The organism is Pseudomonas sp. NPDC087029, from assembly GCF_044745345.1.
Taxonomy (GTDB): Bacteria; Pseudomonadota; Gammaproteobacteria; order Pseudomonadales; family Pseudomonadaceae; genus Aquipseudomonas; species Aquipseudomonas faucium.
In genome coordinates this window covers 61,681-87,598 of the sequence record NZ_JBIVAB010000004.1, presented here as the reverse complement: position 1 = coordinate 87,598, position 25,918 = coordinate 61,681, and the positions used below count along the sequence as shown (strand labels likewise).

Annotated in this window: 29 protein-coding genes; 14 read left to right on the top strand and 15 right to left on the bottom strand. The window is 64.9% G+C overall.

Annotation, left to right across the window (positions count from 1 at the left end; genetic code table 11):
* Positions 1–63: 63 nt before the first annotated feature.
* Together choX and betC are read right to left on the bottom strand one after the other, a co-directional pair.
* Positions 64–948, bottom strand: coding sequence for a choline ABC transporter substrate-binding protein (gene choX, locus ACIPG5_RS08685; protein WP_401374339.1), 885 nt, complete (start codon positions 946–948; stop codon positions 64–66).
* Between the two features lie 15 nt (positions 949–963).
* Positions 964–2,481: a choline-sulfatase gene (gene betC / locus ACIPG5_RS08680; protein ID WP_314616405.1), complete on the bottom strand. Its 1,518-nt coding sequence runs from the start codon at positions 2,479–2,481 to the stop codon at positions 964–966.
* Positions 2,482–2,590: 109 nt separating this feature from the next.
* Here betC and ACIPG5_RS08675 point away from each other — a divergent pair, with 109 nt between their 5' ends.
* Positions 2,591–3,490: a choline sulfate utilization transcriptional regulator gene (locus ACIPG5_RS08675; RefSeq protein ID WP_401374336.1), complete on the top strand. Its 900-nt coding sequence runs from the start codon at positions 2,591–2,593 to the stop codon at positions 3,488–3,490.
* Between the two features lie 80 nt (positions 3,491–3,570).
* Here the strand turns inward: ACIPG5_RS08675 and ACIPG5_RS08670 are convergent, their stop codons facing one another.
* Positions 3,571–4,188 (bottom strand): NAD(P)-dependent oxidoreductase, encoded by a 618-nt coding sequence (locus tag ACIPG5_RS08670; protein ID WP_176511724.1) that lies wholly within the window; start codon positions 4,186–4,188, stop codon positions 3,571–3,573.
* A 52-nt stretch (positions 4,189–4,240) separates the two neighbouring features.
* Here ACIPG5_RS08670 and ACIPG5_RS08665 point away from each other — a divergent pair, with 52 nt between their 5' ends.
* On the top strand, positions 4,241–4,570 hold the full coding sequence (locus ACIPG5_RS08665; RefSeq protein WP_176511723.1) for a DOPA 4,5-dioxygenase family protein: 330 nt from the start codon (positions 4,241–4,243) through the stop codon (positions 4,568–4,570).
* Positions 4,571–4,676: 106 nt separating this feature from the next.
* On the opposite strand, the gene trpA is transcribed toward ACIPG5_RS08665, so the two are convergent.
* Positions 4,677–5,486: a tryptophan synthase subunit alpha gene (trpA, locus tag ACIPG5_RS08660; protein WP_401374332.1), complete on the bottom strand. Its 810-nt coding sequence runs from the start codon at positions 5,484–5,486 to the stop codon at positions 4,677–4,679.
* On the bottom strand, positions 5,483–6,700 hold the full coding sequence (gene trpB / locus ACIPG5_RS08655) for a tryptophan synthase subunit beta (protein WP_176511721.1): 1,218 nt from the start codon (positions 6,698–6,700) through the stop codon (positions 5,483–5,485). Before trpB ends, trpA begins: the two co-directional genes overlap by 4 nt.
* 109 nt (positions 6,701–6,809) lie before the next feature.
* On the opposite strand from trpB, the gene ACIPG5_RS08650 reads away from it, so the two are divergent.
* Positions 6,810–7,706: a LysR family transcriptional regulator gene (locus ACIPG5_RS08650; RefSeq protein ID WP_401374329.1), complete on the top strand. Its 897-nt coding sequence runs from the start codon at positions 6,810–6,812 to the stop codon at positions 7,704–7,706.
* Here ACIPG5_RS08650 and ACIPG5_RS08645 read toward each other — a convergent pair.
* The gene (locus tag ACIPG5_RS08645; RefSeq protein WP_176511719.1) at positions 7,703–8,026 is read right to left on the bottom strand and encodes a YqjD family protein; all 324 of its coding nucleotides are present in this window, start codon (positions 8,024–8,026) and stop codon (positions 7,703–7,705) included. The genes ACIPG5_RS08650 and ACIPG5_RS08645 overlap by 4 nt on opposite strands.
* A 150-nt stretch (positions 8,027–8,176) precedes the next feature.
* Here ACIPG5_RS08645 and ACIPG5_RS08640 point away from each other — a divergent pair, with 150 nt between their 5' ends.
* Both ACIPG5_RS08640 and ACIPG5_RS08635 read left to right on the top strand, forming a co-directional pair.
* Positions 8,177–8,392 carry a dodecin gene (locus ACIPG5_RS08640; protein ID WP_176511718.1) on the top strand — a complete coding sequence of 72 codons (216 nt, stop codon included), beginning with the start codon at positions 8,177–8,179 and terminating at the stop codon, positions 8,390–8,392.
* Positions 8,393–8,495: 103 nt separating this feature from the next.
* Positions 8,496–8,717, top strand: coding sequence for a DUF1161 domain-containing protein (locus ACIPG5_RS08635; RefSeq protein ID WP_176511717.1), 222 nt, complete (start codon positions 8,496–8,498; stop codon positions 8,715–8,717).
* Between the two features lie 72 nt (positions 8,718–8,789).
* On the opposite strand, the gene ACIPG5_RS08630 is transcribed toward ACIPG5_RS08635, so the two are convergent.
* Complete coding sequence (locus ACIPG5_RS08630; RefSeq protein ID WP_401374325.1) at positions 8,790–9,794, bottom strand: LLM class flavin-dependent oxidoreductase; 1,005 nt, start codon at positions 9,792–9,794, stop codon at positions 8,790–8,792.
* A gap of 153 nt (positions 9,795–9,947) precedes the next feature.
* On the opposite strand from ACIPG5_RS08630, the gene ACIPG5_RS08625 reads away from it, so the two are divergent.
* Positions 9,948–10,373, top strand: a complete 426-nt coding sequence (locus ACIPG5_RS08625) for an OsmC family protein (protein WP_176511715.1) — start codon at positions 9,948–9,950, stop codon at positions 10,371–10,373.
* Positions 10,374–10,447: 74 nt separating this feature from the next.
* Positions 10,448–10,681, top strand: a complete 234-nt coding sequence (locus ACIPG5_RS08620) for a DUF1161 domain-containing protein (RefSeq protein WP_176511714.1) — start codon at positions 10,448–10,450, stop codon at positions 10,679–10,681.
* Positions 10,682–10,709: 28 nt separating this feature from the next.
* Here ACIPG5_RS08620 and ACIPG5_RS08615 read toward each other — a convergent pair whose 3' ends face one another.
* Together ACIPG5_RS08615 and ACIPG5_RS08610 are read right to left on the bottom strand one after the other, a co-directional pair.
* Entirely contained in the window at positions 10,710–11,123 is a 414-nt protein-coding gene (locus tag ACIPG5_RS08615) for a hypothetical protein (protein ID WP_176511713.1), read from the bottom strand.
* Between the two features lie 54 nt (positions 11,124–11,177).
* Entirely contained in the window at positions 11,178–11,591 is a 414-nt protein-coding gene (locus ACIPG5_RS08610; RefSeq protein ID WP_286915614.1) for a hypothetical protein, read from the bottom strand.
* Between the two features lie 84 nt (positions 11,592–11,675).
* Between ACIPG5_RS08610 and ACIPG5_RS08605 the strand changes: the two genes are divergently transcribed.
* A complete protein-coding gene (locus ACIPG5_RS08605; protein WP_401374320.1) occupies positions 11,676–12,749 on the top strand; it encodes an aminopeptidase in 1,074 nt (357 codons plus the stop codon).
* A 103-nt stretch (positions 12,750–12,852) separates the two neighbouring features.
* Here ACIPG5_RS08605 and ACIPG5_RS08600 read toward each other — a convergent pair whose 3' ends face one another.
* Both ACIPG5_RS08600 and ACIPG5_RS08595 read right to left on the bottom strand, forming a co-directional pair.
* Positions 12,853–13,503: an HAD family hydrolase gene (locus ACIPG5_RS08600; RefSeq protein WP_401374317.1), complete on the bottom strand. Its 651-nt coding sequence runs from the start codon at positions 13,501–13,503 to the stop codon at positions 12,853–12,855.
* Positions 13,504–13,522: 19 nt separating this feature from the next.
* Positions 13,523–14,071 carry a gamma carbonic anhydrase family protein gene (locus ACIPG5_RS08595; RefSeq protein WP_176511709.1) on the bottom strand — a complete coding sequence of 183 codons (549 nt, stop codon included), beginning with the start codon at positions 14,069–14,071 and terminating at the stop codon, positions 13,523–13,525.
* A gap of 102 nt (positions 14,072–14,173) precedes the next feature.
* Between ACIPG5_RS08595 and prlC the strand changes: the two genes are divergently transcribed.
* The 5 genes from prlC (at position 14,174) to ACIPG5_RS08570 (ending at position 20,350) form a co-directional block, all read left to right on the top strand.
* Positions 14,174–16,225: an oligopeptidase A gene (gene prlC, locus ACIPG5_RS08590; RefSeq protein ID WP_248284594.1), complete on the top strand. Its 2,052-nt coding sequence runs from the start codon at positions 14,174–14,176 to the stop codon at positions 16,223–16,225.
* On the top strand, positions 16,222–16,503 hold the full coding sequence (locus tag ACIPG5_RS08585; protein ID WP_176511707.1) for a YheV family putative zinc ribbon protein: 282 nt from the start codon (positions 16,222–16,224) through the stop codon (positions 16,501–16,503). Before prlC ends, ACIPG5_RS08585 begins: the two co-directional genes overlap by 4 nt.
* Positions 16,504–16,583: 80 nt before the next feature.
* Positions 16,584–17,642 carry a PA0069 family radical SAM protein gene (locus tag ACIPG5_RS08580; RefSeq protein ID WP_401374313.1) on the top strand — a complete coding sequence of 353 codons (1,059 nt, stop codon included), beginning with the start codon at positions 16,584–16,586 and terminating at the stop codon, positions 17,640–17,642.
* Between the two features lie 271 nt (positions 17,643–17,913).
* Positions 17,914–18,633, top strand: coding sequence for a carbonic anhydrase (locus ACIPG5_RS08575; RefSeq protein ID WP_008092112.1), 720 nt, complete (start codon positions 17,914–17,916; stop codon positions 18,631–18,633).
* A 196-nt stretch (positions 18,634–18,829) separates the two neighbouring features.
* A complete protein-coding gene (locus tag ACIPG5_RS08570) occupies positions 18,830–20,350 on the top strand; it encodes a SulP family inorganic anion transporter (RefSeq protein WP_401374310.1) in 1,521 nt (506 codons plus the stop codon).
* Between the two features lie 6 nt (positions 20,351–20,356).
* Here ACIPG5_RS08570 and ACIPG5_RS08565 read toward each other — a convergent pair whose 3' ends face one another.
* The 4 genes from ACIPG5_RS08565 to ACIPG5_RS08550 form a co-directional block, all read right to left on the bottom strand.
* Entirely contained in the window at positions 20,357–21,937 is a 1,581-nt protein-coding gene (locus tag ACIPG5_RS08565; protein WP_401374307.1) for a M48 family metalloprotease, read from the bottom strand.
* Positions 21,934–22,299 (bottom strand): hypothetical protein, encoded by a 366-nt coding sequence (locus tag ACIPG5_RS08560; protein ID WP_176511703.1) that lies wholly within the window; start codon positions 22,297–22,299, stop codon positions 21,934–21,936. Before ACIPG5_RS08560 ends, ACIPG5_RS08565 begins: the two co-directional genes overlap by 4 nt.
* Positions 22,296–23,657: a CHASE2 domain-containing protein gene (locus ACIPG5_RS08555; RefSeq protein ID WP_176511702.1), complete on the bottom strand. Its 1,362-nt coding sequence runs from the start codon at positions 23,655–23,657 to the stop codon at positions 22,296–22,298. The genes ACIPG5_RS08560 and ACIPG5_RS08555 overlap by 4 nt, the downstream gene beginning before the upstream one ends.
* Before the next feature lie 109 nt (positions 23,658–23,766).
* The gene (locus tag ACIPG5_RS08550) at positions 23,767–24,408 is read right to left on the bottom strand and encodes a hypothetical protein (protein WP_176511701.1); all 642 of its coding nucleotides are present in this window, start codon (positions 24,406–24,408) and stop codon (positions 23,767–23,769) included.
* 368 nt (positions 24,409–24,776) lie between these two features.
* Here ACIPG5_RS08550 and coxB point away from each other — a divergent pair, with 368 nt between their 5' ends.
* A complete protein-coding gene (gene coxB / locus ACIPG5_RS08545; protein ID WP_176511700.1) occupies positions 24,777–25,904 on the top strand; it encodes a cytochrome c oxidase subunit II in 1,128 nt (375 codons plus the stop codon).
* The last annotated feature ends 14 nt before the right edge of the window (positions 25,905–25,918 follow it).

Here is a 25,918-nt window from a genome sequence, read left to right as displayed (position 1 = left end):
GCTGGCTGTTCTGGCCTCATCGCCGGCAAGCCGGCTCCTACAGGGATTGCACAAGGGCTGGGTTCACTGCGGCTGCACCCCAGCCAACCAACCCTCGACTACCTGCGGATGCGCCTTGACCCAAGCCTTGGCCGCTTCATCGAAGCTGATCTTCTTATCCACAACCTCGGCCATGATGCTGTTTTCCATGTCCAGGGTGAATTGCAGATTGCCCAGCAGCTTAGCCGCATTCGGGCAGGCTTGTGGATAACCCTTGCGGGTCAGGGTATAGACCTCGCCCTTGCTGCCGAACCACTGCTCCCCGCCCGTCAGGTAGTGCATCTTGAGCTTCACGTTCATCGGGTGCGGGGTCCAGCCGAGGAAGACGATGAACTGGTTCTTCTTCACCGCCCGGTCCACCTGCGCCAGCATCGCCTGCTCGCTCGACTCCACCAGCTTCCACTGGCCGAGGTTGAAGTCGTTGTGGTCGATGATCTGCTTGAGCGACAAGTTGGCCGGGGCGCCGGAGCCGATGCCGTAGAGTTTCTTGTCGAACTCGCCTGCGTGTTTCTGCAGGTCGGCGAAATCCTTCACCCCGGCATTCCACACGTAGTCGGGCACCGCCAGGGTGAATTCGGTTCCCTCCAGGTTGCGCGAGAGCCGCTGCACGTCGCCATTGGCGACGAACTTGTCATGAAAGCCCTGTTGCGCCGGCATCCAGTTGCCGAGGAAGGCATCGACCTTGCCGTCTTTGAGGCCGCCATAGATGATCGGCACCGCCAGGCTGTCGACCTTGACCTGGTAGCCCTGGCTTTCCAGAAGCACCCGGGCGACAGCGTTGGTGGCGGCAATGTCGCTCCAGCCGGGGTCGGCCAGTTTCACGCTGCGGCATTGCGCGTCGTCGGCGTGGGCGCCGGCAGTGCCCAGGCCCAGGGCCAGGGCGAACACGGCGGTGGAGAACTTGTGCATGGCGGCCTCTCTTCATCAATCCATGGGTGCGGGCTGTGGATAACGTGCCTTGCGCTCGAGGTCGTCGAGGTCGATGTGGTTGCGCATGTACTGTTGGCTGGCGTCCACCCAGGGTTGGTGGTCCCAGCTTTTCAGCGTGCCGATGGCCAGCGCTTCGGCCACCAGGCGGCGGCGCCGTTGGCTGGCCAGTACCTGCTGGCGCAGGCTGGGGATATCCCAGCGCTGCCGGGCTTCATCGGCAAATGCCTGCAGCAGCGCCTGGTGGTCGGGGCTGCCGGCGAGGTTCTCCCGCTCGTGCGGGTCGCGGCTCAGGTCATAGAGTAGCCAGGGGTCATCTTCGCTGTATATGAACTTGTAGGCGCCGCGGCGGATCATCATCAGCGGGCCGACCGTGCCTTCGGCCATGTATTCGCCAATCACTTCGTCGTGGCCGCCCTGCCCTTGCAGGTGGCCGAGCAGCGAGCGGCCATCCAGGTGCAGCGTTTTATCCACAGCCCCGCCGGCCAGCTCGACCAGGGTCGGCAGCAGGTCGCAGGTGGACACCGAGGCGCTCACGCGCGCGGCGGCAAAGCGCTTGGGCGCGTGGATCAAAAGCGGCACCCGCGCCGACATCTCGAACCAGTGCATCTTGTACCAGAGCCCGCGCTCGCCAAGCATGTCGCCGTGGTCGCCGGAGAACACGATCAGGGTGTCGTCGGCCAGGTTGCATTCCTCCAGGGTGTCAAGCAGCTGGCCGATGTTGTCGTCGATGTAGCTGCAGGCGCCGAAGTAGGCGCGGCGGGCATCGCGGATCTTGTCCACAGGCAGGGGCTTGTCCCACAGGTCGTAGACCTTGAGCAGGCGTTGTGAATGGGGGTCGAGTGCTTGCTGGGCGTACACGTCGCGCGGCATGGGGATATCCACACCCTCGTAGCGATCCCAGTAGCGCCTGGGGATGGTGTACGGGTCGTGGGGGTGGGTCATGGACACGGTCAGGCAGAACGGCCGGCCGTCGTTTTCGCGCACATGGTCGTAGAGGTATTGGCGGGCCTTGAACACCACTTCTTCGTCGAAATCCAGCTGGTTGGTGCGCACGCAGGGGCCGGCCTGCAGCACCGACGACATGTTGTGGTACCAGCTGGGGCGTTCATCCGGGGCATCCCAGTTCACCGCCCAGCCGTAGTCGGCGGGGTAGATGTCGCAGGTCAAGCGCTGTTCGTAGCCGTGCAGCTGGTCGGGGCCGCAGAAATGCATCTTGCCCGACAGCGCCGTGCGGTAGCCCAGGCGGCGCAGGTAGTGGGCATAAGTCGGGATATCGGCGGGGAAATCAGCGGCATTGTCGTAGGCGCCGATCCGGCTGGGCAACTGGCCGCTGACCAGGGTGAAACGTGAGGGTGCACAGAGTGGGCTGTTGCAGTAGGCCGAATCGAACACCACCGCCTGTTCCGCCAGGCGGCTCAGGTGCGGCATCTGGATGGGCGAAGGGGCGTAGATCGGTAACAGCGGGGCGGCCATCTGGTCGGCCATGATGAACAGGATATTCGGGCGCGTCATGGGAGGCTTCCATTGTCTTGGGTTATGCGAACCGCTTGCCTACCAAGATGCGGCTGTGGCTAACATGGGTAAAGCCCATGCCGGGCAATGACTGGGATTAGCCACGCTTATGTTTGACCACCTTGCCGAGCTGTCACTGGATACCTTGCGCGTGTTCGAGGCCGCTGCCCGCCTGCGCGGCTTCACGGCTGCCGCGCTGGAGCTGGGCACCACGCAGCCGGCGGTGAGCCAGCAGGTCAAACGCCTGGAGGCGCAGCTGGGCACGCGGTTGTTCGACCGCATCTACCGGGGTATCGAGCTGACCGAAGCGGGCCAGTTGCTGTTCGAGCAGGTTCACCAAGGCTTGCAGGCCATGGACGATGGCATTGCCGAAGTCAGCGGGCGCGGCCAGCGCGAGGTGCTGCAGGTGGCCACCGACTTCGCCTTTGCGGCGTTCTGGCTGATGCCCCGTCTGCAGCGTTTTCATGAGGCTTATCCACAGGTGGACGTGAGCCTGGTGACCGGCGAGCGCAGCCAGGCGATGTTGCGCCCGGACATCGATGTGGCGGTGCTGTTCGGTGATGGGCGTTTTCATCAGGGTGAGAGCCGCTGGTTGTTCGATGAGGAGGTCTTCCCGGTCTGCAGCCCTCGCTTGATTCATGGCAAACCAGCGTCAGCCGTGGCTTTGCAGCGTTTGCCATTGCTTCATTTGCGCGGTGAGCAGGCCAGCCGCTGGTTCGATTGGGCGGGGGTGTTTCGTGGGTTCGGCCTGGCTAGCCCGCCACCGCCGGGGCAGTTGCGGTTCGATAACTACACCTTGCTGATCCAGGCGGCGATTGCCGGCCAGGGGGTGGCGATTGGCTGGGGGCATCTGGTTGATGGGCTGGTCGAGCAAGGGCTTTTGTGCCGGCCGCTGGAGGGGAGCTTGCGCTCGCAGCGCGGTTATTACGCGGTGCTGCCGCCGCGCAAGCGGCGGGGGGCGTTGATCGAGCGGTTTGTGGATTGGTTGGAAAATGAGCGCGGGGTGTGACAGGGGCTGCTGTGCAGCCCATCGCCGGCAAGCCGGCTCCCACAAGGCCCCGTGGGAGCCGGCTTGCCGGCGATGGGGCCTCAGGATACGAAGTTAAGGTGCTCGCCCCGATGCAGCCCCAGCTCCAGCATGTCGACCATCCCCGCCGCCACCCCGGCCAAGCGCCGCAACGGCGCCTCCAGCTGCGGATCCACCGTGCCGCTGGCCGTGCGAAAGTGCTCCATGCCCATGCCAGGCCAATCCGCCGGCGCATTGATCAGCGTCCAGTGCAGGGCACTGCGCTGCAGGGTATCGACCACCTGGTCCGCCCCTCCACGCTGTTCATCGCTGTAGCGGCCCGGCGTATCCAGCACGGCAAAATCGCCCACCAGCAACAGCCGGCGTATAGTCGTGCGGCCCAGCCCGGCCACCAGCGCCTCGGCCATCCGCCACTGCCCAGGCAGGTCGCCCGGCGCCAGCGCCGGCAGCAAGGCAATCACCGCCGAGCCCCCTGCGGCGCCTTGTTCGGCCTGGTCAGCGCTGGCCAGCCCGCCTATCTTGAAATGCAGGCCCGGGCGCGGCGCATGGCGGTTGAGGTCGTCGACCACTGCGGTGACCTCGTGCTGGCGCGACAGCAGCTCGACCATCAGGGCACTGCCCAGGCTGCTTTCAGCCCCGAACAGCACCAGTTTGAACACTGGGGTTTCGGCATTTTTCACCACGTCACTCCCTTTGCAGGTGGTGATGGTTTGACCGCAATCAGGAGTTATCGTGCAGAGGATCAAGGGTTACCACGCCCACATCTATTACGACGCAGCGACCCTCGAGCAGGCCCGCGAGCTGTGCGAAGAGGCCACGCGGCTGTTTCCCGTGACCATGGGCCGCATGCACCAGAAACCGGTCGGGCCGCACCCGGACTGGAGCTGCCAGCTGGCGTTCGGGCCGGAGGTGGTGGGGGTGGTGCTGCCGTGGTTGGCGTTGTACCGGAAGGGGTTGGTGGTGTTTCTGCATCCGCTGACCGGGGATGAGTTGGCGGACCACCGCGATCATGCGATCTGGATGGGGGCCGTGCGGCCCTTGGATCTGTCGATCTTTGAGTAATAGGTTGGTTTTGCTGGCCCTATCGCCGGCAAGCCGGCTCCCACAGTGGGCATGTGCAGCACTGACCCTGTGGGAGCCGGCTTGCCGGCGATGAAGGCGACGCGGGTCAGCGGCGAGCGCCGCGCACCCCTTCAGCCAGTGCCGAGCACAGGGTCAATACATCGCCGACGGCCTGGTCGGCATCCTTGGCCTGGGCAATCTTGTCGACCAGCGCCGAGCCCACCACCACACCATCGGCCAGGCGTGCGATTGCCGCGGCCTGCTCCGGCGTGCGAATACCGAAACCCACGCTGATCGGCAAAGCGGTATGCCGGCGCAGGCGGGCAATCGCCTCGGTCACGTGCTCGGTGGTTGCCGAGCCAGCACCGGTCACACCGGCCACCGACACGTAGTAGACGAACCCGGAGCTGCGCTCCAGCACGCGCGGCAGGCGTGCATCGTCGGTGGTCGGGGTGGTCAGGCGAATGAAATCGATGCCTGCGGCCTGGGCCGGGGCGGCCAGTTCGGCGTCATGCTCAGGTGGCAGGTCGACGATGATCAGGCCATCGACACCGGCCTCCTTCGCCTCGGCGACGAACGTGTCCACGCCAAAGCGGTGGATCGGGTTGTAGTAACCCATCAGCACGATGGGCGTGGCCTGGTTGCCGATGCGGAATTCACGCACCATCTGCAGGGTCTTGGCCAGGGTCTGGCCGGCTTCCAGTGCGCGCAGGGTGGCCAGCTGGATGGCCACGCCATCGGCCATCGGGTCGGTGAACGGCATGCCCAGTTCGATCACGTCGGCACCGGCCGCCGGCAGGCCCTTGAGGATCTGCAGCGAGGCGTCGTAGCCAGGGTCGCCAGCGGTGACGAAGGTGACCAGGGCGGCGCGGCCTTCGGCCTTCAGCTCGGCGAAGCGTTGTTCAAGACGGCTCATGCCTGTTTCTCCTGGGCTGCCATGTGGTTCATCACGGTTTGCATGTCTTTGTCGCCGCGGCCGGACAGGCAGATCACCATCAGGTGGTCCTTGGGCAGCTGCGGCGCGCGCTTGATCGCTTCGGCCAGCGCGTGGGAGCTTTCCAGGGCCGGGATGATGCCTTCCAGGCGGCAGGTGGCATGGAACGCGTCGAGGGCTTCGTCATCGGTGATGCTGACGTATTCCACGCGCTTCACTTCGTGCAGGTAGGCGTGCTCCGGGCCGATGCCTGGGTAGTCGAGGCCGGCGGAAATCGAGTGGGCGTCGGTGATCTGGCCATCGTCGTCCTGCAGCAGGTAGGTGCGGTTGCCGTGCAGCACGCCCGGTACCCCGCCATTGAGGCTGGCGGCGTGCTTGTCGGTATCGACCCCGTGGCCGCCGGCTTCGACGCCGATGATCTGCACGCTGGCATCGTCGAGGAAGTCGTGGAACAGGCCCATGGCGTTGGAGCCACCGCCCACGCAGGCGATCAGGCTGTCAGGCAGGCGGCCTTCCTTTTCTTGCAGCTGGGCGCGGGTTTCCTTGCCGATGATCGACTGGAAGTCGCGGACCATGGCCGGGTACGGGTGCGGGCCGGCAACGGTGCCGATCAGGTAGAAGGTGTCGTCGACGTTGGTGACCCAGTCGCGCAGGGCCTCGTTCATGGCGTCCTTCAAGGTGCCGGTACCGGCGGTGACCGGCACGATCTCGGCGCCCAGCAGCTTCATGCGGAACACGTTGGCCTGCTGGCGCTCGATGTCGGTGGCGCCCATGTAGATCACGCAGGGCAGGCCGAAGCGCGCCGCAACGGTGGCGGTGGCCACGCCGTGCATGCCGGCGCCGGTTTCGGCGATCAGGCGTTTCTTGCCCATGCGCTTGGCCAGCAGCACCTGGCCGATGCAGTTGTTCACCTTGTGCGCGCCGGTGTGGTTGAGCTCTTCACGCTTGAAGAAGATCTTGGCGCCGCCGCAGTGCTCGGTCAGGCGCTCGGCGAAGTACAGCGGGTTGGGGCGGCCGATGTAGTCGCGCTGGAAGTAGGCCAGCTCTTCGAGGAATTTCGGGTCGGCCTTGGCCGCTTCGTACTCGCGGGCCAGGTCCAGCACCAGCGGCATCAGGGTTTCGGCCACGTAGCGGCCGCCGAACGAGCCGAACAGGCCGTTGGCGTCTGGGCCGGCGCGGTATTGGGTCTGGGTCATGGGTCGCTCCAGGGCGTGATGAATGAGTGATGGGCTTTACTCTAACCACGGCAAGCCCGGCTGAAAACCGATAAGATTGCGCAAACCTGTCAGGAAAACTCACACGTAAATGGCCCAAGACCTCCCTCCCCTCAATGCCCTGCGGGCCTTCGAGGCCACCGCCCGGCTCAACAGCGTCAGCCAGGCTGCCGAAGTGCTGCACGTGACCCATGGGGCGGTGAGCCGGCAGATCAAGGTGCTTGAGGCGCACTTGGGCGTGGCCCTGTTCGTCAAGGACGGGCGCGGCATCAAACTCACAGATGCCGGCGCCCGGCTGCGCGATGCCAGTGGCGAGGCATTCGACAAGCTGCGCGGGGTATGTGCCGAGTTGAGCCGCGACAACAGCGAGGCGCCGTTCGTGCTGGGGTGCTCGGGCAGCCTGCTGGCGCGCTGGTTCATCCCCAGGCTCGGCCGGCTCAAGGCCGACTTGCCCGAGCTGCGCCTGCACCTGTCGGCGGGCGAAGGCGACCTTGACCCCCGACGGCCAGGGCTGGATGCGCTGCTGGTGTACGCCGAGCCGCCCTGGCCTGCAGACATGCAGGTGCATGTGCTGGCCGAGGAGCGCATCGGGCCGGTTCTCAGCCCCCACTACGCGGGCTTCGAACGCTTGCGTGGCGCCCCGGCCAAGGCCTTGCTCGGCGAGAGTTTGCTGCACACCACTTCGCGCCCGCAGGCATGGCCGACCTGGGCTGAAGAACAGGGTTTGGAAGTGGCTGAGCTGAAGTACGGCCAGGCTTTCGAGCACTTGTACTACTTGCTCGAAGCCGCGGTAGCCGGCCTTGGCGTCGCAATTGCGCCCCAGCCGCTGGTGGCTGACGACTTGCGCGCAGGCAGGTTGTGCGCACCCTGGGGGTTTTCACCGACCCCCGCAGCGCTGGCGCTGTGGGTGCCACGGCGCGCCGCGGACGGGCGCGCCGAGCAGTTGGCGCAGTGGCTGCGCCGTGAACTGGAACGGCAGGCGGGTTAGTTGCGGCGGTACAGCAGGTAGGCGGCCAGCAGGCCCAGCGCGCCAATTGCCACGCCGGCGGTGGTGACGGGGTGCTCCTGGGCGTAGTCGCGGGTGGCGATGCCGGTCTGGCGGGTGCGGGTCTTCACTTCCTCGTAGGCATCGCTGAGCAGGCTGCGCGAGTGTTTCAGCGCGCTTTCCGCGTTGCTGCGGATAGCCTTCACCGACTTCTGGGATTCCTCCGAAGCGTCATGCTTGAGGGTTTCCAGGCTTTTCAGAAGGCTTTCGATCTCCGCTTCCATGCTTTCCAGGGACGTTTTACGCAGCGAGTTGCGGTGCATGTTGACTCTCCTTTGCAGAATGGACTGTAAGGATTGCGACTGCACGCTGCGGCGAAAGTGCGATCGAACTTTCACCCTGGGCGACGGCTCGCAGGTAAACCAGGCCTGCGCTGCTAGGCTCAATCTCACCGTCAATCAAGGAGAGCGCTCATGTCCGATCATCACACCTACAAGAAGATCGAGCTGGTGGGGTCTTCGCCTACCAGCATCGAAGAGGCGATCAACAATGCCCTGGCCGAAGCCGGCAAGAGCATCAAGCACCTGGAGTGGTTCGAGGTGATCGATACCCGTGGCCATATCCGCGACGGCAAGGCGGCGCATTTTCAGGTCACGCTCAAGGTGGGCTTCCGTATCGCCAACAGCTGAAACAGCGCCGGGCTGGTAATGCCCGGCGTGATGGCGTAATACAGTCAAAGGGGCGCCCGGCCGGCGCCCTTTTCGATTTTCATCTGCACAAGGAAAGCGAGTGATGAAGAAGTTGGTTCTGGCAGTAGGTCTGATGGTGCTGGCCGGTGGTGCGCTGGCGGCGGGCAAGCCTTGCGAGGATTTGAAGGCGGAGCTTGCGGCGAAGCTGGATGCCAAGGGGGTGAAGGGCTACACCTTGGAGATCGCCGAGAAGGGTAAAGGGGCTGGCAAGGTGATTGGTAGCTGTGAAGCCGGTACCAAGGAAATCATCTATCGACGCAATTGAGCGCTGGCCCGATCGCCGGCAAGCCGGCTCCCACAATGACCCCGTGGGAGCCGGCTTGCCGGCGATTGCGGCTTACTCGGCTTTCAAGGCCTGCGCCAGCAACTCATAAGACCGCACCCGGTCCGCATGCTCATACAGGTCGCAGGTGAAGATCAGCTCATCCGCCCCGGTCTGCTCCAGCAGCACCTCAACTTTGGCCCGCACCTTCTGTGGGCTACCCACCATTGCCAGGCCCAGGAAACTACCCACCGCGTCCCGCTCATGGGGCAGCCACAGCCCGTCCATGCTCGCCACCGGCGGGCGCTGCATCAGGCTCTGCCCGCGAATCAGGGCAAGGATGCGCTGGTACACCGAAGTGGCCAGGTATTCGGCCTTCTCGTCGGTTTCGGCCACCACCATCGGAATGCCCAGCATCACGTAAGGCTTGTCCAGCGTGGTCGAAGGCTTGAAGTGGTCGCGGTAGATGCGAATCGCCTCGTGCATGTAGCGCGGCGCGAAGTGCGAGGCAAAGGCGTAGGGCATGCCGCGCATGCCGGCCAATTGCGCACTGAACAGGCTGGAGCCGAGCAGCCACATCGGCACGTCGGTGTCGTGGCCGGGCACGGCGATCACTTTTTGATCATCGGTGCGCGGGCCGAGGTAGCGTGACAGCTCCTCGACATCGTCCGGGAAGTCGTCGGCGCTGCCCGAGCGCTCGCGGCGCAGGGCGCGGGCAGTCATCTGGTCGGAGCCGGGCGCTCGGCCCAGGCCCAGGTCGATGCGCCCCGGGTACAGGCTGGCCAGGGTGCCGAACTGCTCGGCGATCACCAGTGGCGCGTGGTTGGGCAGCATGACCCCGCCGGAACCCACGCGGATGGTCGAGGTGCCGCCGGCCAGGTAACCGATCAGCACCGAGGTGGCCGAACTGGCGATGCCATCCATGTTGTGGTGCTCGGCCACCCAGAAGCGGTGGTAGCCGAGACGCTCGGCGTGCTGGGCCAGGTCCAGGGAGTTGCGCAGCGATTGTGCAGGCCCCGCGTCGGCGCGCACCGGCACCAGGTCGAGGGTGGAAATTTTCAGGTCACGCAGCGTCGTCATCGAAGCCTCCATGAAGGGGGAAGGCCTGAGGCCTTTTTATCTGTGTATGGGCACATTCGGCGTATTCAATGCCTGCAGCGAGATTGGGCTGAACTTGCCGTAGGGCGCTGTCCTCTGAACCTTAGGCAAGTAACCGAGTGACCAGGAGGCAGCATGAAAAAGACAGCATCGGCGATCTGGCAAGGTGGCCTTAAGGATGGCAAGGGCCTGCTCTCGACGGAGAGTGGCGCGCTCAAGCAGAACCCCTATGGGTTCAACACGCGGTTCGAGGGCTCGCCCGGGACCAACCCGGAGGAACTGATCGGCGCGGCCCATGCCGGCTGCTTCTCGATGGCGCTGTCGATGATGCTCGGCGAGGCCGGGCTGACCCCTGAGCGGATCGACACCATTGCCGAGGTCACCCTCGACAAGCAGCCCGATGGCTTTGCCATCACCGCCGTGCACCTGATTCTCAAGGCCAAGGTGCCGGGGGCGAACGAGGCGCAGTTTGTGGAAATCGCCAACAAGGCCAAGGCCGGGTGCCCGGTCTCCAAGGTGCTCAATGCCAAGATCAGCCTGGACGCCACGCTGGTGGGCTGAGCGGCGCAACGGGGGCGGTTTCCTGTAGTCTAAAAGGTGTCGGCAGCCAATGCTGCCCTTCCAGGAGCCGTTCCATGATTCGCGTAGCAATCGCCGTGCTGGCATCCCTGCTGGCCACATCTGCACTGGCGGCGGTCAAACCGTGCGAGGAACTGAAGGCCGAGATCGAAGCCAAGATCCAGGCCCAGGGCGTGCCGTCATACACCTTGGAGATCGTGCCCAACAACGAGGTCAAGGACCAGAACATGGTCGTTGGCAGCTGCGATGCCGGCACCAAGAAAATCATCTACCAGAAAAATGACCGGTAGCTGAGGGGGCCGCCTGGCGGCCCTTTCTTCATGGGATGCAGAACACGTCGCTGGGCTCGTTGACCAGGACCTTGCGGCTGGCGTCGTACAGCAGCACCTGCGGCTCCATCACCGGGGCGCGGGCCTCCAGGCGATAGCGTTCGCCGGCCTTGAAGTCGTCGAAGCGTACCGTCAAGTAGCAGGTGCGGTCTTTGGGCGAGGTCAGCATGCCGCCGGCGTAGATTTCATAATCGAAACGCACCACCAATTCGTGCTTGCCAGGCGTCACCTGGAAGTAGCGCCCGTCGTCCAGGCGCTTGCCGTCGAGGCGGTCGGCCATGATCACGCGGCCGGGGGTCATGGTGTAGAGGTCGACCCAGGCCTGCTTGGGGTCGACGGGGGGCAAGGGGCTGGCGCAAGCCCCCAGTGCACTGAGGGCGATCAGCATCATGGGCTGGCGCATGGTGAAACTCCACTTGCAACTCACAAGCTACAAGCATAGCGCCGTTTGCGCCGTTCAGGTGCGTTGGCAGCCTGCCGGCATGCCCTGGCCGAGCAGTTTCTGCTGCTGGTCATACAGCTTGACCCACGGCCGGAAGCCGATGCTGCCCGCTTGCAGCTCGTAGCGTTGGCCGGCGTTGAAGTCCTTGAAGGTCAGGTTGAGCTGGCAGTCGCGCCACAGGGGCTCGTCGACCGGGCCGATGTTGCTCGGGGTAACCGGGAACTGGTAGCGCACGGTCAGTTCGTGGCTGCCGGGCTGCACTTCGAAATAGCGGTTGTCGGCCCAGTCGCGTTCGTCCACCTGCACCGCGTGTAGTGAGGTGTTGTCGTGCGGGGTCAGGTCGATCCAGGCCTGGTTCGGGTCTGGGTCGGGCAGGGTCGAACAGGCCGAGACCAGCAACAGTGAACCGGCGACGAACAATGCACGCATGGCGAAACTCCCCCGTGGCGGATAGTCTTGGAGCGCATCGGCCGTGAGCGATCTGGACAGCCCAAGATGGTGTGGTTTTTTCTTTTGAAGCGCTCAGGCCCTGGGCCACTCGACCGCGTTTTCAGCGCTTTGGTTCCCGTACTGGGCGCTTTTCTGCTCGGCGGTTGCAGCACGCTGGGCTATTACGGCCAGCTGGCCGAGGGGCAGTGGCAGCTGTTGCATGCACGCCAACCGGTGCAGCAGGTGATTGACGACCCGGCCAGCAGCGCGCAGTTGCGGGCCCGGCTGCAGCACGCCGAACAGGCCAGGGTGTTCGCCAGCGAGCACCTGAAACTGCCGGATAACCGCAGTTACCGGGTGTATGCCGACCTGGGCCGCCCCTACGTGGTGTGGAACGTGTTCGCCACGCCCGAGCTGTCCCTGCAACCTGTGACCCACTGCTTCCCGGTTGCCGGCTGCGTCGCCTACCGCGGCTATTACCAGAAGGGCGCGGCCCGAGGCGCGGCGGCCTTGATGCGCGAGGACGGCATGGATGTGTATGTGGGCGGTGTCGAGGCGTACTCGACGCTTGGCTGGTTCGATGACCCGATCTTGTCGACGATGCTGGGCTGGGGTGACGAACGCCTGGCCACGTTGATCTTCCATGAGCTGGCGCACCAGCGCTTCTACCTGCAGGACGACACGGCGTTCAACGAGTCGTTCGCCACCTTCGTCGAGCAGGAAGGCACGCGGCAATGGCGCGCAGCGCGTGGGCTTGCGGCCAGCGAGAGCCAGCTGCCAGGGCAGCAGGACCAGTTCATTGGCCTGGTGTTGGCGAGCCGTGATCGGCTGCAGGCGATTTATTCCGGGCCGCTGGATGACGCGCACAAGCGTGCGGCCAAGCGGGCGGAGTTCGAGCGGTTACGGCGTGAGTACCGGCAGGTGCGTGACGAACAGTGGGCTGGGGACAAGCGCTATGACGCCTGGATGTATGGGCCCATGAGCAATGCCAAGCTGTTGCCGTTTGGGTTGTATGACCAGTGGGTGCCGGCGTTTGCGGCGCTGTTTGGCGAGGTTGGCGGGGACTGGGCGCGGTTCTATCAGCGGGTTGAGGCATTGGGGCGGTTGCCGGCTGAGGAACGCAAGGCGGCGTTGATGCGATTGGTGGGGAGGCAGTGAGATTTTGCGGCCGCTTTGCGGCCCATTCGCTGGCAAGCCAGCTCCCACCGGGGCTGTGGGAACTGGCTTGCCGGCGATGGGCTGCAAAGCAGCCGCAATGGACTCAACCCTTGATGAAGGCCTGGTGCATATCTGCCACGGTGGCAAAGTGGAAGGCCGGTTCCTCGGCCCTCAGTTCTTCCTCGCTACCGAACCCGTACCCCACCGCCACCGCCTGCAGCCCATTGCTGCGGGCGCCGATCAGGTCGTGCTTGCGGTCACCGATCATCAGCGTCTGCGCCGCATCCAGCCCTTCTTCGTCGAGCAGGTGACGAATCAGCTCGACCTTGTGGGTGCGCGTACCGTCCAGCTCGCTGCCGTAGATCACCTTGAAGTGATGGTCGAAGGCAAAGTGCCGGGCGATTTCGCGGGCGAACTCCCAAGGCTTGGAAGTGGCGATGTACAGGGTGCGGCCCTGGCCATTGAGCGCCTGCAGCAGCTCGGGCACGCCGTCGAACACCAGGTTCTCGTACAGGCCGGTAACGCGGAAACGTTCCCGGTAGAAGTTCACCGCGTCCCACGCCTTGGCTTCGTCGAAGCTGTAGTACTGCATGAACGCCTGCAGCAGGGGTGGGCCGATGAAGTGCTCGAGGCGCGTCAGGTCCGGCTCGTCGATGCCCAGCTTGGCCAAGGCGTACTGGATCGAGCGGGTGATGCCCAGGCGCGGGTCGGTCAGGGTGCCGTCGAGGTCGAAAAGGATGTTCTGCTGGTGCATGTCTGAGGGTCCACTCAAGTCATTCAGGTTGGTCGTAGCCTTCGGCCAGGTGCTGGTCCTTGAGCTTCACGTAATTGCTGGCGCTGTAGGGGAAAAACGCCCGTTCCTTGTCGGTCAGCGCCCTGGCCTGTTTCACCGGGCTGCCCACGTACAGGTAGCCGCTTTCCAGGCGCTTGCCCGGCGGCACCAGGCTGCCGGCACCGATGATCACCTCGTCCTCGACGATGGCGCCGTCCATGATGGTGCTGCCCATGCCCACCAGGATGCGGCTGCCCAGGGTACAGCCATGCAGCATGACTTTGTGACCGATGGTCACCTCGTCGCCGATGATCAGCGCGAAGCCGTCTGGGTTGAACGGCCCGGCATGGGTGATGTGCAGAACGCTGCCGTCCTGCACGCTGGTGCGCGCGCCAATGCGGATGCGGTGCATGTCGCCGCGGATTACCGTCAGCGGCCACACTGAGCTGTCCTCGCCGATTTCCACATCGCCCAGCACCACCGCCGAACGGTCGACAAAGGCCCGTGGTGCAACTTTCGGAGTGTGTTGCTGGAAGCGTCGGATGGCCATGATAGCGTCTCTCATCTGTGCCGATAGGCAGGCTGCCTGCTGCGGTCGGCGTCGATTGTAATTAAGATGGTGAAGTGTTTCTTCTGCCAAGGTATCCAAACCGTGAGTGCCAACAACCCGCTTCTGCAATCCTATGATCTGCCGCCCTTCTCGGCGATCCGTGCCGAACACGTGCTGCCGGCCATCGAACAGATCCTGGCCGATAACCGCAAGGCCATTGCCCAGATCCTCGAAAAGCAAGGCCAGCAGCCCACCTGGGCCGGCCTGGTGCTCGCCATGGACGAACTCAACGACCGCCTGGGCGCAGCCTGGAGCCCGGTCAGCCACCTCAATGCGGTGTGCAACAGCCCCGAGCTGCGCGAGGCCTATGAGTCGTGCCTGCCGGCGTTGAGCGCCTACTCCACCGAGCTTGGCCAGAACCGCGCACTGTTCGACGCCTACCAGGCGTTGGTGAACAGCCCCGAGGCCAAAGGCTTCGACGTGGCGCAGAAGACCATTCTCGAGCATGCCCTGCGTGACTTCCGCCTGTCGGGTATCGACCTGCCGGCCGACAAGCAGCAGCGCTACGCCGAAGTGCAGAGCAAGCTCAGCGAACTGGGCAGCCGCTTCTCCAACCAGCTGCTCGACGCCACCCAGGCCTGGAGCAAGCACGTCACCGACGAAGCCGCCCTCGCCGGCCTGACCGATTCGGCCAAGGCGCAGATGGCCGCCGCCGCCCAGGCCAAGGGCCTCGACGGCTGGCTGATCACCCTGGAGTTCCCCAGCTACTACGCGGTGATGACCTACGCCAGCGACCGCGCCCTGCGTGAAGAGCTGTACGCCGCCTACTGCACCCGCGCCTCCGACCAGGGCCCGAATGCCGGCCAGTTCGACAATGGCCCGGTGATGCGCGAGATCCTCGACCTGCGCCAGGAGCTGGCCGAGCTGCTGGGCTACCCGAACTACGCCGAACTGAGCCTGGCCACCAAGATGGCCGAGTCCAGCGACCAGGTGCTGAGCTTCCTGCGTGACCTGGCCAAGCGTTCCAAGCCCTTTGCCGCCCAGGACCTGGCGCAGCTCAAGGCTTATGCCGCCGAGCAAGGCTGCGCCGAGCTGGCCAGCTGGGACGCCGGCTACTTTGGCGAAAAACTGCGCGAGCAGCGCTACAGCGTCTCGCAGGAAGCCCTGCGCGCCTACTTCCCGATCGACAAGGTGCTGTCTGGCCTGTTCAACATCGTCCAGCGCCTGTACGGCATCGAAATCGCCGAACTCAAGGGCTTCGACAGCTGGCACCCGGACGTGCGCCTGTTCGAGATCAAGGAAAACGGCCAGCATGTCGGGCGCTTCTTCTTCGACCTCTATGCCCGCGCCAACAAGCGTGGCGGCGCCTGGATGGACGGCGCCCGCGACCGTCGCCGCACCGCCGAAGGCGCGCTGCAGAGCCCGGTGGCCAACCTGGTGTGCAACTTCACCCCGGCCGCGCCCGGCAAGCCAGCGCTGCTGACCCACGATGAAGTCACCACCCTGTTCCACGAGTTCGGCCACGGCCTGCACCACCTGCTCACCCGCATCGAGCATGCCGGCGTTTCCGGCATCAACGGCGTGGCCTGGGATGCCGTCGAGCTGCCGAGCCAGTTCATGGAAAACTGGTGCTGGGAGCCGCAAGGCCTGGCGCTGATTTCCGGCCACTACGAGACCGGCGCCGCCCTGCCCCAGGACCTGCTGGACAAGATGCTGGCGGCGAAGAACTTCCAGTCGGGCATGATGATGGTGCGCCAGCTGGAGTTCTCGCTGTTCGACTTCGAGCTGCACGCCAGCCACGGCGACGGGCGCAGCGTGCTGCAGGTGCTCGAAGGGGTGCGCGACGAGGTGTCGGTCATGCGCCCGCCGGCGTACAACCGCTTCCCCAACAGCTTTGCGCACATCTTTGCCGGCGGTTACGCCGCGGGCTACTACAGCTACAAGTGGGCCGAAGTGCTGTCGGCCGATGCTTTCTCGCGCTTCGAGGAAGAAGGTGTGCTCAACGCTGAAACCGGCCGCGCCTTCCGCGAGGCGATCCTGGCCCGTGGCGGTTCGCGCGAGCCGATGGTGCTGTTCGTCGACTTCCGTGGCCGCGCGCCTTCCATCGATGCACTGTTGCGCCACAGCGGCCTGAGCGAGGACGCGGCGGCATGAGCGAGGTAGTCGTGAACAAGACCAAGAAGCGCTTCATCGCCGGGGCCGTATGCCCGGCGTGCAGCGAGCCGGACAAGCTGATGATGTGGAACGAGGACGGTGTGCCGCACCGCGAATGCGTGGCCTGCGGCTTCACCGACACCCTCAACGAACAGGGCCTGTCGGTTCCCAAGGAGCTGGGTACCCGGGTCAACCACCTCGCGCCCAAGGCCGCCCCCGCCAAGGTGCAGACGGTGCAGTTCTTCCCTAATCCGAAGCTGAAGAAACCGGCCGACTGAAAGCTGCCTGGCTGACCAGAGGCGCTGGAACAATCCTGCTCGCCGCGATACTGTATATAGGTACAGTATCGGGGTGAGCAATGATGCCTCCAGTACCGCAGAAAGGCCGTGGCACGGCACACAACCCGCACAACCGCTTCGCCCCGAGCCATTCGGTGGTGGAGGATGACGGCTGGTACCAGGAAGTGCCCTTCACCCAGGGCACCGAGGTACGCATCGAAACCGCCAAGACCATCATCGCCCGCAATACCTCGCCCGACCTGCCCTTCGACCGCTCGATCAACCCCTACCGGGGCTGCGAGCATGGCTGCATCTACTGCTACGCCCGCCCTTCCCATGCCTATTGGGACCTTTCCCCGGGGCTGGACTTCGAAACCAAGCTGATCGCCAAGACCAACGCCGCCGAGGTGCTCGCGCAACAGTTGAGCAAGCCGGGCTACGTCTGCGCGCCGATCAACCTGGGCGCCAATACCGACCCCTACCAGCCGATCGAGCGCGAGCAGCAACTGAGCCGGCGCCTGCTGGAGGTGCTGCTGCGCTTTCGCCATCCGGTAACCATCGTCACCAAGGGCTCGCTGGTACTGCGCGACCTCGATCTGCTGGCCGAGATGGCGCGCCAGCGCCTGGCGCGGGTGATGATCAGCCTGACCACCCTGGATGACGACCTCAAGCGCGTGCTCGAACCGCGCGCGGCATCGCCCAAGGCCAGGCTGCGGGCGATTCGGGTGCTGCGCGAGGCGGGGGTGCCGGTGGGGGTGCTGTGCTCGCCGATGATTCCGATGATCAACGACAGCGAGCTGGAACGCCTGCTCGAGGCCGCCAAGGAGGCTGGCGCGCAAAGCGCGGCCTACATGATGCTGCGCCTGCCGCTGGAGGTGGCGCCGCTGTTCGAGCAATGGCTGCAGGACCACTACCCCCAGCGTGCAGCCCATGTGCTCAGCCTCATCCGGCAGAGCCGTGGTGGCGAGCTTTACGACAGCCGGTTCGGCTCGCGGATGCGCGGGGAAGGTGTGTTCGCCGAACTGCTGACGCAACGCTTTGCCAAGGCCATGCGGCGGCTGGAATTCGCCGGGCGCGAGGCGCAGGCGCTGGACTGCTCGGCATTCTGCCCGCCGGGTGGGCAGATGGCGCTGTTCTGATCCTCAGCCTGGCTAATCCAAGCACATAATTCCATTCGAGGGTCTTGGCAGCTGATGCTTTTTTGCTATTATTCAGCTCCCGCCTTTTCCTTCTGGAACGCCTGTTCTAGAGCCTTCGAATTAAGTTTCAGTTAAGTTTTCCCCGCTAGCGTAGGAAACCAGTCCACGAAGACTGTGATCTATGGCTCGTGCGTGTCATCTAAAACCCTGCATAGCCAGAATCTTTCACCGGTAAACTGGATTTACCACAACACCGTCAAGAGGATGAATCATGCCCGTCAAGGACCCATCCAAGGTCATTCCGCAGGCTCCGGCGGAAAGCGCCGATGCCGCCCTGAAGCACATCGTCGACGGCTTCCTGCGTTTTCACCATGACGTCTTTCCCGAGCAACAAGAGCTGTTCAAGAAGCTCGCCACCGCGCAAACCCCGCGCGCCATGTTCATCACCTGTGCCGACTCGCGCATCGTCCCCGAGCTGATCACCCAGAGCTCGCCAGGCGACCTGTTCGTGACCCGTAACGTCGGTAACGTGGTACCGCCCTATGGCCAGATGAACGGCGGTGTTTCCAGCGCCATCGAATACGCCGTCTCGGCGCTGAAGGTTCACCACATCATCATCTGCGGCCACTCCGACTGTGGCGCCATGCGCGCGGTACTCAACCCGCAGTCGCTGGCCAAGATGCCGACCGTTTCCGCCTGGCTGCGGCATGCCGAAGTGGCGCGCACCGTGGTCGAGAACAACTGCTCCTGCGGCAGCGAGCACGAAACCATGCAGGTGCTGACCAAGGAAAACGTCATCGCCCAGCTGCACCACCTGCGCACCCACCCGTCCGTGGCATCGCGCCTGGCGGCGGGCGAGCTGTACATCCACGGCTGGGTGTACGACATCGAAACCAGCAAGATCGAAGCCTACGACGCCCTCAGCGACAGCTTCCTGCCCCTGGCTGCCGGCGAACCGGTACCCTGCGCCACGCCGAGAGGCCGCTACTAAGCGACCCATCCAACGCTAGAACCTTGATAGCCGGCTGCACCCACCAGGGTGTGGCGCGGCCTTCGGCTGCCTTGAATTCCCTGACTGCCCTGCCGGCAAACCCGCTGGCGGCCCGCGCCTGCGCGTTCGTCAGGGGCCAACGTGCCCACGGCCAGAGGAATGGCCGTGCGATTGAGAAAGGAGAAACACAGTGAACATGACACAGTTGAAAGCGGCCCTGCCGCGTGAGTTGCTGGCCTCGGTGGTGGTGTTTCTGGTGGCCCTGCCGTTGTGCATGGGCATTGCCATCGCCTCGGGCATGCCGCCGGCCAAGGGCCTGATCACCGGCATCATCGGTGGCATCGTGGTGGGCTTTCTGGCCGGCTCGCCGCTGCAGGTCAGCGGCCCCGCGGCGGGCCTGGCCGTGCTGGTGTTCGAGCTGGTGCGCCAGCATGGCATGGCCATGCTCGGGCCGATCCTGCTGCTGGCCGGGCTGTTGCAATTGCTGGCCGGGCGCCTGCGCCTGGGCTGCTGGTTCCGCGTCACGGCGCCGGCGGTGGTGTACGGCATGCTGGCCGGCATTGGCGTGCTGATCGTGCTGTCACAGGTGCATGTGATGTTCGACACCACGCCGCAGCCCTCGGGCCTGCAGAACCTGCTGGCGTTTCCGGCGACCGTCGCCGATGCCCTGCCGATCGAAAGCGCAGGCGCGGGCTGGCAAGCCGGCGCGCTGGGCCTGGGCACCATCGCCCTGATGTGGGGCTGGGAGCGCTTGCGCCCGCAGAAGCTGCGCTTCATCCCCGGCGCCCTGCTGGGGGTGGCGGCGATGACGGCGGTCAGCCTGTGGCTGGCGCTGCCGGTCAACCGCGTGCAGGTGCCAGCCGACTTGTCGCAAGCTATCGACTGGCTGCGCCCTGGCGACCTGCTCAAACTCGCCGACCCCACCTTGCTGGTGGCGGCCTTCGCCCTGGCCTTCATCGCCAGTGCCGAGACGCTGCTCTCGGCCGCAGCGGTAGACCGCATGCACAGCGGCCAGCGTTCGGACTTCGACCGTGAGCTGTCGGCCCAGGGCATCGGCAACATGCTCTGCGGGGTGCTGGGTGCGCTGCCGATGACCGGGGTGATCGTGCGCAGCTCGGCGAATGTCCAGGCCGGCGCCCAGACCCGCGCTTCGGCCATCCTGCATGGCCTGTGGCTGCTGGCCTTCGTGGTGGTGCTCAGCAGCGTGCTGCAGCAGATACCGGTGGCCAGCCTGGCCGGTGTGCTGGTGTACACGGGCATCAAGCTGGTGGATGTGAAGGCCTTGCGCGGGTTGGGCCGCTACGGGCGGATGCCGATGTTCACCTACGCGGCAACGGCGCTGGCGATCATCTTCACCGACCTGCTCACCGGTGTGCTGGTGGGCTTCGGGCTGACCTTGCTGAAACTGGCCTTCAAGGCGGCGCGGCTGAAGATCAGCCTGGTGGCCCTGGAGCAGCCGGGGCATATGGCGCTGCGCCTGGGCGGTGCGGCCACCTTCCTCAAGGTGCCGGCGCTGACGCAGGTACTGGAAAGCGTACCGGCGGGCACCCAGCTGCATGTGCCGATGACTCACCTGCGCTACATCGACCACTCGGTGATGGAGCTGCTGGAAGACTGGGCGCGCACCCAGCGCCACTGTGGCTCGCGCCTGATCATCGAGCCACGGGGCCTCAAGCGCAGGGTCGAGGGGCGCTTGCGCGCCGTCCCCGAGCACTGACTGGCATCACGCCGATTTCGGCACCAGCTTGCGGCAGCCTTCCTTGCGGCTTGGGTACTGCTCGCACTTGCGCAGTACCTCCTGCACCTCGTTGCCGGCCTTGAGCTGCCGGTTGGCCATGAGCTTTTCGGTGATGAACAGCTCCTCCGAACCCAGGGTGCGCTCGGCCTTGTCGATCATCGCCAGCGCAGCTTGCGGGTCGCCGTTGCGCAGGTGGTGGCCAATCATCAGGTCGTAGATCGAGGGGCTGGCCAGGGTCCAGTCGCGGATCGATTGCAGATCGGCCAGCGCCTCGCGGCTCTTGCCCTGGGCCATGTGCAGGCTGAAGGCGGCGCGGCGGATGCCTGGCTGGTCGGCAACCGGCGAGGCCAGGGCGCGGGTGACGAAGGTCGAGGCCTCGGGGATTTTTTTCTGATCGAGCGCAGTAGTGGCCGCATAGGCGTCCCGGTAGCCCTGCAACGCGCGCTGCACGGCGGCGCTGTCGCGCACCTGCGGCCAGCTGCGGCGGTCCACGCGTGCCCGCGACTGCTGCTTGTACTCGCGTTGCAGGTACTGGCGCAGCTCCTCGTCGCGTTGCACGGGCGACATGTGCGAGCGGTTGAAGTACTGGCCCGTGGAGGCCAGGGCGGTACCCACGCCCTGGTTGAGCAAGGTCTGGATCTCGCGGGTGGTGCGGTTGATGTCGAACTGCTTGAGCGACTCGGTCACGGCCAGCTGGCGCTCTTGCAGGAAGCTGCTCAGCAGCGGCTTCTGCTTGCCCTGGAAATCGTTCAGCCGCTGCAGACTCACGCTGGAGGCGCGCGGTGCATAGCCGGCCCGCACCATCAGGTCGGCGCCCAAGAGGTCGGCCTGGTCTTCCTGGGTACGGCCCCAGGCCGTGCTCCAGACGTTGTCGGAGAAGCTGTTGGCCAGCGCGGTATAGAGCACGGTGTTGCCGATGGTCTTCTGCGTGGCTTGCGGGTCTTTGCTGAAGAACTGGCCGGTGGCGCTGTTTCTGCCGGTGTTCTTGACCACGGCGGCGATCACCACGGTGCTGGCGATGTTGGTCACCAGCTCTTTCTGCTGCTGGAACGCCGCCAGGCGGTCGTGATGGCGCAGCAGCACATGGCTCATCTCGTGGCCGAGCATGGCGGCGATCTCGTCCTCGCTCTCGACGTTGTCGAGCATGCCCAGGGGCACGAACACGTTGCCGTAAGGGTCTGCCGAGGGGCCGAAGGCGTAGCTGTCGACGATACGCACCTGCAACGCTGGCGCTTCGCCCGGCCAGCCCTTGGCCAGGCGCACGACGATGCGTTGCAGGTAGGCCTGAAGCTCGGGGATCTGCACCAGGTTCTGCTGGCGGATTTCGTCTGCAGGCAATGTGCGGCCATCGAAGCTCAGGCGCAGCTGGCCGGCATGCTGTGGGTCCAGGCGGTAGTACTGATGAACTTCGGGCTGGTCCAGGTAGCGGCCCTGCAGGCGCGACTGGGTCGAGGGGCCGACCAGGTTCTGGAAGGCATCATTGGCGCCATTGAGCGTCTGGCAGCCGGCCAGTTGGGCCAGGGTGGCGGCGCCAAGCACGGCGGCGATGCGCTTGATGCCCTTCATTTGGCACACCCGGCGCCGAAGCCGATGGTGGAGTTGTTCTGGTGATCCTCGGCAAGGCTGCTGGAGAGTTTCTGGCAGGGCAGCTTGACCACGTTCAGCGGCGGGTTGACGCGCACGGTCATTGGGTCCAGCCAGACTTTTTCACTCCCCAGGTCGACCTGCACCAGGTCCAGCTCCTTGTTGTACTGCAGCACCGGCAGCGCCTGCTTGGGCAGGCTGGCGCGGGCGATGTCGCGCAGCGACTTGCCCTGGTCATCGAGCACCGGCACCGGGTCCTGGAGGAAGGCATCGACCATGGGGCCGGCGGCGAGCAGGCTGTGGCTGAACAACAGGGAAAACAGGAATAGGAAGGTCTTGCTCATCGCTGGGTTCCTTGGCTGGAGAAAATCGAACGGCCGGGCACATCGCTTTCGATCGCGGCCTGGATGCGCTGGCTGAACAGCGTCATCGACAGCAGCAACAGGCCGAGCACGTTGGCGGGGGTGAAGTTGTTGAGCCACAGGCCGGCGCTCAGGCTGCCGAGCAGCACGACGACCAGGGCCCAGGCGGTCAGTGGCCGGAGCCGCAGGCGGGCGTGCCGGCCGTTGCCGGCCAGCAGGGGCGCATCGAGCGTGCCTTTGAGGTAGGTGAGCAGGCCCAGCAAGGCCAGTTCGATAACGTCCAGGACATCCACCGAAACGCTGCCGGGCAGGCTGGGTGTGGCGCGGTAGTAGCCCATGCCCCAGTTGATCAGGTTGTCCAGCGCCATGGCATGCAGGTACACCCCCGGCACCTTGCCGTGCAGGGGCGATTGGGTGACGTCGCCGGTACCGGCGATGCGCGCGCCGACCAGTACTTGCTTGCCCTGCAGCAGTTGCCTGAGCAGGGCTTGCTCATCGGGGTCGGTCACCTCGAGGTCGCGGGCATTGAGGGTCAGGTTGTAGGCACAGTTGGCCTGGGCGTTGCTGCCCAGTTTCCAGAACAGCGCCTGCAGCAGTTGATCGAACAGGCCAGGCACCTTGCAGTCGCTGATGTCCGACACCTGCGCCTGCAGCGGCGACTGGTGCACGCCCCACTGCACCGCCATGGGCGGGCGAAGGGCTGCCGCCTGGGCGTCGGCGGGCAGCTCGGGGCAGCCATGCAGGTGGCAGTACTGGCGGTACATCACCAGCGCCGGGGTTTCCATGGCGCCCAGGTCGGTGTTGACGGCAAGCGGATACTGGCTGCCGAACCCGCTCCAGCTGACCAGCGCCGGCGTGCTGACCTGGGCCAGGCTGGGCAACGTGTTGACCCCGCCCTGGGCCCCGCGCTCGACGCCGGTATTCGCCACGATCAGCGGGATGCCTTGCTGCCAGTAGCGTTCGAAGACGTTGGCCAGCGCCTGGCTCTGCACGCGCGGCGCCTGGCCGGGGGTGGCCTGGGAATGGTCGTGGCTGTAGAGCAGGTCGATGAACACGGCCCCGGGCTGGTAGGCCAGCAGGCGTTTGAACAGCCGGCTCTGCTCGGCATAGGGCAGCGGCCAGAAGGTGTCGTTCTGTTGCAGGTACTCGTCGTCGATCAGCACCACCACGACCTGGCGCTGCCCCGCATCGGCGTACCAGTTCGCCAGCAAGCGGTTCAGCCAGCGCGATGAAGCCTCATCGGTGGAGCTGGCCAGGCCGATCGGGTCGAGCAGTGCGATCAGTATCAGCGAAAGGCCGAACAGCATTTGGCGCAAGGAAAAGCGCGAAGACGTAAGCATCCATGCCTCGAATCAGGGTATGAGGCATTTTGCCACTATTGGCCACTGATTCGAAAGTGCTATTACCGCGCGGCGCCCCGCCGCCCGCAGGCGAGCGGCGGGGAAGCGGTCAGGCGGGTTGGCCCAGCTCCACGCCGAGCTGGCGCGACAGGCACGGCCAGCGCTTCCAGGCTGCGCCGGTTTGCGGGCTGCACAGGGCCTCGCGGTAGGCCTCCACCGACTCGGCGGCGAAACTCTCGTCATCGAGCATCTCGTCCACCGAATGGTGCACCACCTCATCGAGCTGGTTGGCGAAGGTCTCGCCGATCAGCTGGTGAGCGATCAGGTTGGCCAGGGTGGTATCGAAGGGGATCAGCGGCTGCTGGAAGTGGCGGATGTACAGGTCGTTCACCTCCTCCACCAGGCGATGGGCGAGGTAGGCTTCATCCAGCAGGCAATCCAGGCCCACATGGCCCTGCATCATGCTCGGCGGCTGCAGGAAATAAGCCTCGGCAATTTTCAGCACCGGCTTGATCTGCGACTCGATGCCAGCCTCGCGGGCTACCTCGTGGGCGGCCTCGAGCAGTTCTGGAACCTGGTCGATGTAAGCGCTGACGAAGCGCGCCAAAGTACCCTGGGCGTCCTGCTCAGGCAGTTGGATCGAGGGGTGCAGGTGGGGCAGTTGCAGCTCGAGACGCTCTTTCAGTTGGCCGGTCCGGCCTTCGTGATCGTGGGCTTGGCTAATCTGCTCGCGTACAGCAGCGATGTTCATGACAACTCCAGGGACAAGACGTTTCAAACGGAAGACACTAAATTAGCTCGGTATACCGAATACCTAAGACTCATTTGTTATAAATCTCGCAAACGTGTGCGCTGTTGGGTATAACCAAGTGCCACCATTATGCCAGACCCTCTCTAGCACGCGCGTTGCGTGCCATTTCACGATTTCGTGCAGTTCATTACGCCCCTCGCGTTGCGTGCCATTGGTCGGTGTCTATACTCGGGTTGAACGTGATTCGTTGATGAGGCCCGTCTGCTTTCGCAGGGGCTCGGTCGTCGAAGCCAGGCAGTCTTGACCGCCGTTCCCGCTTGCCGCAGGCCATGCCTTCGGGACAACAAGAATTAAAAGGGGAACCCGCAATGATGCGACATCCACATGTCTGGATGGGCCTTCTGTTGTGGTCGGTTTTCGGTCAGGCCAACGCCGCCTGGACCGTGAACATGGCGCCAGGGGCGACGGAAGTCTCCAACGCCGTGTTCGACCTGCACATGACCATCTTCTGGATCTGCGTGATCATCGGCATCGTGGTGTTCGGCGCGATGTTCTGGTCGATGGTCCTGCACCGGCGTTCCACCGGCCAGCAGGCGGCGCATTTCCACGAGCATACCTGGGTGGAAATCCTCTGGACCGTTGTCCCGTTCCTGATTCTGGTGGCCATGGCCATCCCCGCCACCAAGACCCTGATCGACATCTACGACGCCAGCGAGTCGGACATCGACATCCAGGTCACCGGCTACCAGTGGAAGTGGCACTACAAATACCTGGGCCAGGACGTCGAGTTCTTCAGCAACCTGGCCACCCCCACCGAGCAGATCCACAACAAGGCCCCCAAGGACGAGCACTACCTGCTCGAGGTCGACCAGCCCCTGGTGCTGCCGGTCGGCGCCAAGGTGCGCTTTCTGGTGACCGCCGCCGACGTGATCCATTCCTGGTGGGTGCCGGCGTTCGCGGTCAAGCGTGACGCCATCCCAGGCTTCGTCAACGAAGCCTGGGCGCGCATCGACAAGCCCGGCATCTACCGCGGCCAGTGCACCGAGCTGTGCGGCAAGGACCACGGCTTCATGCCGGTGGTGGTCGAGGTCAAGTCCAAGGCCGACTACGACACCTGGCTCGGCGAGCGCAAGGCCGAGGCGGCCAAGCTCAAGGAGCTGACCAGCAAGGAATGGACGCTGCAGGAGCTGGTCGAGCGTGGCGACAAGATCTACCACACCACCTGCGTGGCCTGTCACCAGGCCGAAGGCCAGGGCCTGCCGCCGATGTTCCCGGCGCTCAAGGGCTCGAAGGTGGCCACGGGGCCTAAGGAAGAACACCTGAGCGTGGTCTTCCATGGCCGCCCGGGCACGGCCATGGCGGCGTTCGGCAAGCAGCTCTCGGAAGTCGACATCGCCGCCGTGGTCACTTACGAGCGCAACGCCTGGGGCAACAACAAGGGTGACATGGTCACGCCGAAGGACGTGCTGGCGCTCAAGCAGGCAGAAGCGAAATGAGCCGGGCCATTCGC

Excerpts from the sequence above, each read along its gene's own strand:
- ACIPG5_RS08645 (WP_176511719.1), bottom strand. The coding sequence starts at position 8,026 with ATGCACCGCAACTCGCTGCGTAAAACGTCCCTGGAAAGCATGGAAGCG.
- ACIPG5_RS08575 (WP_008092112.1), top strand. The coding sequence starts at position 17,914 with ATGCCCGTCAAGGACCCATCCAAGGTCATTCCGCAGGCTCCGGCGGAA.
- ACIPG5_RS08630 (WP_401374325.1), bottom strand. The coding sequence starts at position 9,794 with ATGACGACGCTGCGTGACCTGAAAATTTCCACCCTCGACCTGGTGCCG.
- ACIPG5_RS08610 (WP_286915614.1), bottom strand. The coding sequence starts at position 11,591 with ATGCGTGCATTGTTCGTCGCCGGTTCACTGTTGCTGGTCTCGGCCTGT.
- ACIPG5_RS08600 (WP_401374317.1), bottom strand. The coding sequence starts at position 13,503 with ATGCACCAGCAGAACATCCTTTTCGACCTCGACGGCACCCTGACCGAC.
- ACIPG5_RS08595 (WP_176511709.1), bottom strand. The coding sequence starts at position 14,071 with ATGGCCATCCGACGCTTCCAGCAACACACTCCGAAAGTTGCACCACGG.
- ACIPG5_RS08550 (WP_176511701.1), bottom strand. The coding sequence starts at position 24,408 with ATGAACATCGCTGCTGTACGCGAGCAGATTAGCCAAGCCCACGATCAC.
- ACIPG5_RS08675 (WP_401374336.1), top strand. The coding sequence starts at position 2,591 with ATGTTTGACCACCTTGCCGAGCTGTCACTGGATACCTTGCGCGTGTTC.
- ACIPG5_RS08650 (WP_401374329.1), top strand. The coding sequence starts at position 6,810 with ATGGCCCAAGACCTCCCTCCCCTCAATGCCCTGCGGGCCTTCGAGGCC.
- ACIPG5_RS08620 (WP_176511714.1), top strand. The coding sequence starts at position 10,448 with ATGATTCGCGTAGCAATCGCCGTGCTGGCATCCCTGCTGGCCACATCT.
- ACIPG5_RS08555 (WP_176511702.1), bottom strand. The coding sequence starts at position 23,657 with ATGCTTACGTCTTCGCGCTTTTCCTTGCGCCAAATGCTGTTCGGCCTT.
- ACIPG5_RS08635 (WP_176511717.1), top strand. The coding sequence starts at position 8,496 with ATGAAGAAGTTGGTTCTGGCAGTAGGTCTGATGGTGCTGGCCGGTGGT.
- trpA (WP_401374332.1), bottom strand. The coding sequence starts at position 5,486 with ATGAGCCGTCTTGAACAACGCTTCGCCGAGCTGAAGGCCGAAGGCCGC.
- ACIPG5_RS08580 (WP_401374313.1), top strand. The coding sequence starts at position 16,584 with ATGATGCCTCCAGTACCGCAGAAAGGCCGTGGCACGGCACACAACCCG.
- ACIPG5_RS08625 (WP_176511715.1), top strand. The coding sequence starts at position 9,948 with ATGAAAAAGACAGCATCGGCGATCTGGCAAGGTGGCCTTAAGGATGGC.
- coxB (WP_176511700.1), top strand. The coding sequence starts at position 24,777 with ATGATGCGACATCCACATGTCTGGATGGGCCTTCTGTTGTGGTCGGTT.
- choX (WP_401374339.1), bottom strand. The coding sequence starts at position 948 with ATGCACAAGTTCTCCACCGCCGTGTTCGCCCTGGCCCTGGGCCTGGGC.
- ACIPG5_RS08615 (WP_176511713.1), bottom strand. The coding sequence starts at position 11,123 with ATGCGCCAGCCCATGATGCTGATCGCCCTCAGTGCACTGGGGGCTTGC.
- trpB (WP_176511721.1), bottom strand. The coding sequence starts at position 6,700 with ATGACCCAGACCCAATACCGCGCCGGCCCAGACGCCAACGGCCTGTTC.
- ACIPG5_RS08570 (WP_401374310.1), top strand. The coding sequence starts at position 18,830 with ATGACACAGTTGAAAGCGGCCCTGCCGCGTGAGTTGCTGGCCTCGGTG.
- ACIPG5_RS08560 (WP_176511703.1), bottom strand. The coding sequence starts at position 22,299 with ATGAGCAAGACCTTCCTATTCCTGTTTTCCCTGTTGTTCAGCCACAGC.
- ACIPG5_RS08640 (WP_176511718.1), top strand. The coding sequence starts at position 8,177 with ATGTCCGATCATCACACCTACAAGAAGATCGAGCTGGTGGGGTCTTCG.
- ACIPG5_RS08585 (WP_176511707.1), top strand. The coding sequence starts at position 16,222 with ATGAGCGAGGTAGTCGTGAACAAGACCAAGAAGCGCTTCATCGCCGGG.
- betC (WP_314616405.1), bottom strand. The coding sequence starts at position 2,481 with ATGACGCGCCCGAATATCCTGTTCATCATGGCCGACCAGATGGCCGCC.
- ACIPG5_RS08565 (WP_401374307.1), bottom strand. The coding sequence starts at position 21,937 with ATGAAGGGCATCAAGCGCATCGCCGCCGTGCTTGGCGCCGCCACCCTG.